Origin of the sequence: Paenibacillus sp. OT2-17, from assembly GCF_009827695.1 — a bacterium.
Taxonomy (GTDB): Bacteria; Bacillota; Bacilli; order Paenibacillales; family Paenibacillaceae; genus Paenibacillus; species Paenibacillus polymyxa_B.
The window spans coordinates 1-6516 of sequence record NZ_WUDQ01000185.1; the positions used below are offsets into that span (position 1 = coordinate 1).

Below are 6516 nucleotides of genomic sequence, written 5' to 3' on the forward strand. Positions count from 1 at the left end.
GGCGGCGACAGATGCTTTTTATCAATTATCCATCGATTCGAACTACATTCGAATGGATCGGGTTGCCAGCAATGTGTACTGGAATCAGTCGACATCTTACGGAGATATGGAAATCACGATTAATTTGTCCAAGCCAGAAAAAAGTCCCAAGGAAATTGCGATGGCGAAGCTTTTGCCGCCGCCTGTTTATCCCAAGTGTCAATTATGCCGTGAAAACGTCGGATATGCAGGAAGAGTAAATCATCCGTCCCGTCAAAATTTGCGCATCATTCCGGTGGAATTGAATGGGGAACCGTGGTTTTTTCAATATTCACCCTATGTGTATTACAACGAGCACTGCATTGTGTTCCATCATGATCATGTACCGATGAAGCTTACGAAGGATACACTGCGCCGATTGCTGGCCTTTACGAAAGCGTTTCCGCATTATTTTATTGGCTCCAATGCGGATCTGCCGATTGTCGGCGGATCGATCCTGACCCATGATCATTTTCAGGGTGGTCGTCATACATTCCCAATTGAAAAAGCGGGTGTGGACGGCATATACCATAATGAATCGTTCCCGCAGGTTTCAGCGGGGATTGTAAACTGGCCGATGTCGGTCATCCGTTTTACGTCAACAGATGCCGAGGCGTTGTTGGAAGCGGGAAATGCTGCTTTTGAAGCCTGGAAAGTTTATAGTGATCCTGTAGCTGATGTCCTCTCTCATACAGAGCAGGAAGGGGAAACGATTCCGCATAATACCGTGACGCCGATTGTGCGCCGTGATGCCGAAGGCAGGTACCAGATGAATCTCGTACTGCGTAACAACCGAACGAGTGAAGAGTATCCGGAAGGTATTTTCCATCCTCACCGCGAGATGCATCACATCAAGAAGGAAAATATCGGTCTGATCGAAGTTATGGGACTTGCCATATTACCGGGGCGGCTCAAGGATGAACTGGATGGAATTGCAGATATTTTGTGTGGGGATGACAAGCTGGCTGTGGCTATGCAGCAGGAAGGACATCCACTGTTTAAGCATGCAGACTGGATTTATCGGTTAAACACCCGGTTCGGTCGTTTGCCTGACAAGGAGACGGCTGTTCGTACCGTACAAAATGAGGTTGGACTGAAATTCAGTGAAATTTTAGAGCATGCAGGAGTGTATAAACGAAATCCGTCCGGTCAACAGGCCTTTGGTCGTTTTATGAAACAATTGGGATATACTTTGGGAGAATAAAATTGCTTGCGCAGCACATAATACTCTACGAGAACCCTCCCAAGATATGACATGGAACCATGCTCCTCAAGGAGTGTGGTTTTTTTCTGAAAATAAAGCAGATTTGTTTCCTGTAACCGAAAAGGTTATAATAGAGTAGTTTCTTAACATTAAACTTTAGAACTATTGGAGGCGAGCGTTTGCGATGAAAGCATTCGAATTTTATAATCCTACACAATTGATCTTCGGTAAAGGACAATTGGAGGCTCTCAAGCGTGAAGTTCCTAAATATGGTAAACGTGTACTGCTTGTATATGGCGGCGGCAGCATTAAGCGCAGCGGTTTGTACGATAATGTAATAAGTTTGCTTGGTGAAATCGGTGCAGAGGTAACGGAACTGGCTGGTGTAGAACCGAATCCTCGCTTATCTACAGTACATAAAGGCGTTGAATTGTGTAAAACACATCAAATCGACCTCGTTCTGGCTGTAGGCGGTGGTAGTGTGCTGGATTGCTCCAAAGCCATTGCTGTTGGTGCAAAATATGATGGCGACATGTGGGATTTTGCAGAGCGTAAAGCGGCACCACAGGCAGCATTGCCACTAGGTACGGTTTTGACCATGGCAGCTACCGGTTCTGAAATGAATGCGGGTTCTGTTATTACAAATGAAAAAACACAGGAAAAATTGGGCTGGGGCAGCGTATTTGCGTTCCCTGCGTTTTCTATTCTTGATCCTGTGAACACATACTCACTGCCACAAAATCAAACCGTTTACGGAATCGTAGATATGATGTCACATACGCTGGAGCATTATTTCCATTTGGAATCCAATACTCCGGTCCAACTTGGCTGGTGCGAAACGATTTTGCGTACGGTCATGGATGCGGCTCCAGGTCTGGTCAACGATCTGGAAAACTACGAGCTGCGTGAAACGATTATGTATTGTGGTACGATGGCGCTGAACGGCTTCCTGAATATGGGGCTGACAGGTGACTGGGCTACTCACAATATCGAACATGCGGTGTCTGCTGTTTATGATATTCCACATGGTGGAGGACTGGCTATTCTGTTCCCGAACTGGATGAAACACAATTTGCATGTGAAGCCTGAACGCTTCAAGCAACTGGCGGTCAATGTGTTCCATGTGAAACCAGAAGGCAAGAGTGATGAAGAAGTGGCGTTGGAAGGTATTCAGGCGTTGCGTGATTTCTGGAACTCGATTGGTGCACCAAGCCGTCTGGCTGATTACGATATTGATGCGTCCAAAATCGATGTTATGGCTGATAAAGCTGTGAAATTCGGGTCTTTTGGTGGCTTTAACAAGCTCAATCGGGAAGATGTAGTCGAAATTTACAAAGCATCCCTGTAAACCGACATTTGTATCATTTTAAGCACGTTTGTGCGTCATTAGACGTACGAACGTGCTTTTTTGGGGTTAATTTGGGATATTAGAGGAAAATTTTGAAACTTTTTAAGGTTGAATACGTAAACATAGTTATAGACTGGAAACCAGACTGAAAAGGTACATGGAAGGAGGAGTCGCATGGAAACCATATTTTGGTGGTTACTCGCAGGGGGCGCTATCTTTACCGTGGTCAGTGTGCTGATTGGAGATGTACTCGGTGGTTGGCTGGATGGTGCATTGGAGCTACCGGGCCTCGATTGGTTCAGACCTGTCGTTTTACTTGGAGCCATGACCGCTTTTGGCGGAGCTGGAGTACTGCTGACAAAGTATACCGGGCTGAGCATGGGGTGGGTCGTCGTGCTTGCTCTAGGGATTGCGTTTGTCATCGGAATACTCGTGTTCTTTGCGTTTATCAAACCCATGGCGAATTCGGAGGTATCCAGCGGCTTCTCCATGCGTGAGCTGACTGGCCGGATCGGTGAGGTCACCATTCCTGTACCTGAGGTTGGTTACGGGGAGGTTATGATCCGCTTGGGTGCAGGCAACACCATACATACAGCATCTAGCTTCGATCACAAACCGCTTGCTGCGGGAACCCGTATCGTCGTGGTTGAGGTCGCAGAGGGCGTCGTCCGCGTAGCGTACCTGGACACATAGACGGCGCATTCGCTTAACTTGAAGGGAGCGTGATCGGGAGTGTCAAATTTGCAAGATATTGTGTTGGTCCCTGGGATTGTTGTCATCGTTATCGTTATATTAGGGATCGCTTTTTGGGCCCGTTACAAAACGGTAGGGCCGGATGAAGGAATGATCGTGACGGGTTCTTTTCTAGGAAATAAAAATATTTCCGAGGATGACTCTGGACGAAAAATTAAAATTGTACGCGGCGGGGGGGCCTTCATTTGGCCTATTTTTCAGCAGTCCGAATTCATCTCTCTGTTGTCCCATAAACTGGACGTAACCACACCGGAAGTGTATACGGAGCAAGGAGTTCCCGTGATTGCGGATGGTGTGGCGATCATCAAGGTCGGCAGTTCTATTGAGGATGTGGCTACAGCAGCCGAGCAGTTCATCGGGAAGCCACTGGAGGCTCTTAGAGGAGAGGCTCAGGAAGTGCTGGAGGGACATTTGCGCGCAATCCTCGGTTCGATGACAGTGGAAGAAGTTTATCGTAATCGGGATCGGTTTGCGCAGGAAGTACAGGGTGTGGCTGCTCGTGATCTGAAAAAGATGGGCTTGCAAATCGTTTCATTCACCATCAAAGATGTGCGTGATAAGCACGGATATCTGGATGCGCTTGGTAAGCCGAGAATTGCCGCTGTGAAACGGGATGCTGAGATTGCAGAAGCCGAGGCTGTGCGGGATGCCCGGATTCAGAAGGCGCGTGCGGAACAGGAAGGCCAGAAGGCCGAACTGCTGCGGGATACCAACATTGCCGAGGCAGCCAAGGAGAAGGAACTGAAAGTGGCTTCGTTTAAGAAAGAACAGGATACAGCGAAGGCAGAAGCCGATCAGGCTTATCACATTCAGGAGGCCCGTGCCAAGCAGACTGCTGTCGAGGAGCAGATGAAAGTCGAGCTGGTGCGCAAAGAACGGGAAATTGATCTTCAATCCAAGGAAATACAGGTACGTGAAAAGCAATATGATGCGGAAGTGAAAAAGAAGGCAGAAGCTGATCGGTATGCGGTCGAGCAAGCGGCGGAAGCAGATAAATCGCGTAAAATGCGTGAGGCTGAATCGCTGCAATACTCGATTGAGACACAGGCTAAAGCGTCAGCTGAACAAAAACGTCTCAACGGGCAAGCAGAAGCGGATGCCGAACGCGCCAAAGGTACGGCAGACGCAGATGTCATCCGTTTGCGTGGACTTGCAGAAGCGGAGGCCAAGGAAAAACTGGCGGAGGCGTTCCAGAAGTTTGGAGAGGCTGCCGTGCTCGATATTATCGTAAAAATGTTGCCTGATCTGGCTGGACGTATTGCCGAACCGATTGCGTCCATTGATAAACTCACCGTAGTTGATACGGGAAAAGGAGAAGGAGCAGCGCGTGTCAGTAATTATGTCACCGAACTGATGGCTACGGCACCTGAGATGCTGAAGAGTGTATCCGGCATTGATGTGGAGCAGTTAATCAAGGGGCTGACGACTGGGAAAAAAGGCCTTCATTCCGTGCCGTCTTCCGGTGAAGCGAATAAGCAGCATCTTCCAGCCTCGGTGGAGGCAGCACTAACAGATAAAGAATAACGATAAGTCTTTGGGGAGCATCTACCCCTAACCAAAAGACCGCTTTTCATCACAGCATTTCCCGGCAATGTGATGAAAAGCGTTTTCTTTTTATTGACCTTTAGCCGAATATTTGGTACTTTAACGTGGATTCCTCTGAGCTTCATGCTATAATTCTTAGGATCAAGGTTCTGATAAAAGAGGTGCGGATGTGAGCAGCCTAAAAGTGGCCAAAGCGCTGAATAACAATGTGATTATAGGGATGCATCCCGAGCATGATGAGGTTGTTGTGATTGGAAAAGGAATCGGTTTCAATCGCAGACCCGGTGATCTTATGCCGTTGGATTCAGTTGAAAAATTATTTATATTAAAAAGCCATGAAGAACAGGAGCAATACAAACGGTTGCTTCCTGAGCTGGATGAAAAGCTCATTGAGGTCATCGGTGAGGTACTTCATCTTGTTCAGCTTCAAGCAAAGAAGCCTCTAAATGAGCACATACTGATTGCTTTAACTGACCATATCGCTTTTTCCATCAACCGTCATAAACAGGGAATTACGATTCATAATCCGTTTTTGTATGAGACTAGGGAAATATATCCTCAGGAATACAAGATGGCTGAGCAGGCTGTTGCTCTAATCAGGGATAAGATGGATGTAGATCTGGGAGAAGATGAAATCGGATTCGTGGCCCTGCATATTTATAGCGCCATGACAAACCAGCATATCTCCGAGGTGAGGAAGGATTCTCGTCTGATTGCTGATATGGTTCAGGTTGTCGAGACCACACTGGATTATCGTATTCCTCTCCAATCTCTTGATTATTCTCGACTGCTGACTCATCTGAGGTTTGCGATTGAACGTGTGCGCCGGGGAGAAATTGTGCAGGAGATTTATCGGTTGGACAAGCTTTTGAATGAGGAGTATCCAGAAATGTATATGCTGTCCTGGAAACTCACGAAAATTATGGAGAAAAGACTCCGTAAATCTGTGTACCCGGCTGAGGTCAGTTATTTGACAATGCATCTGCAACGGTTATCCCAACGCAAAGAGCAGGGGGAGCAACAAAAGTGATAAAACAGGAATAAAAAAGTATTGCCTCGCATTTAGCGGGGTGCTATAATCAATTTTGCAATGAGGAAGACAACAACTGAACATTTAACGTGTTACTGATTCGATCAGGCATGAGTTGTTTTTAAGTTATGATTGTTTACAGCCTACTGGGGCAAGCTATATCCCAAGGTTGTTTTCAAACATACTTAAATCGGCTCATGCCTTTTTTGTTGTTTTGCCTCTGTTCTAAATTTCAGAGAAGGATGTGGAAGGTATGTTTAAAAAGCTTTTCGGCGTTTTACAGCGTGTCGGTAAAGCATTAATGCTTCCTGTAGCGATTTTGCCAGCTGCGGGGCTTTTATTGGGTATCGGTAACATGCTGGTCAATCCTGATTTTCTCCAGTACATTCCGGCATTAAATGCGGGCTGGGTTCAATCGGTAGCGACGATCATGATGAATGCCGGACAAATCGTTTTTGATAATCTGGCACTGTTGTTCGCAGTCGGCGTAGCCGTCGGTCTGGCGGGCGGTGAGGGTGTAGCAGGTTTGGCTGCCATCATCGGTTACCTCGTTATGAACATTACTCTGGGTACAGCCGTGGGTGTCACACCTGGTCTGATTGCTCAAAAAATACCGGG

6 protein-coding genes are annotated in these 6516 nt (G+C 47.0%); all 6 read left to right on the forward strand.

Features of this window, described 5'->3' with window-relative positions; translation table 11 throughout:
- Positions 1-1222, forward strand: a 1222-nt coding sequence (locus tag GRP75_RS16745; protein ID WP_160789852.1) for a UDP-glucose--hexose-1-phosphate uridylyltransferase, incomplete at its 5' end; no start/stop codon positions are given.
- 184 nt (positions 1223-1406) lie between these two features.
- Positions 1407-2570, forward strand: coding sequence for an iron-containing alcohol dehydrogenase (locus tag GRP75_RS16750; protein ID WP_023989885.1), 1164 nt, complete (start codon positions 1407-1409; stop codon positions 2568-2570).
- 174 nt (positions 2571-2744) lie between these two features.
- The gene (locus tag GRP75_RS16755; RefSeq protein WP_023989884.1) at positions 2745-3263 is read left to right on the forward strand and encodes an NfeD family membrane protein; all 519 of its coding nucleotides are present in this window, start codon (positions 2745-2747) and stop codon (positions 3261-3263) included.
- A gap of 48 nt (positions 3264-3311) precedes the next feature.
- Positions 3312-4847, forward strand: coding sequence for a flotillin lipid rafts scaffold protein FloT (locus GRP75_RS16760; RefSeq protein WP_034095080.1), 1536 nt, complete (start codon positions 3312-3314; stop codon positions 4845-4847).
- 190 nt (positions 4848-5037) lie between these two features.
- The gene (gene glcT, locus GRP75_RS16765; RefSeq protein WP_071558373.1) at positions 5038-5898 is read left to right on the forward strand and encodes a glucose PTS transporter transcription antiterminator GlcT; all 861 of its coding nucleotides are present in this window, start codon (positions 5038-5040) and stop codon (positions 5896-5898) included.
- Between the two features lie 253 nt (positions 5899-6151).
- Positions 6152-6516, forward strand: a 365-nt coding sequence (locus GRP75_RS16770) for a PTS transporter subunit EIIC (RefSeq protein ID WP_160789853.1), incomplete at its 3' end; no start/stop codon positions are given.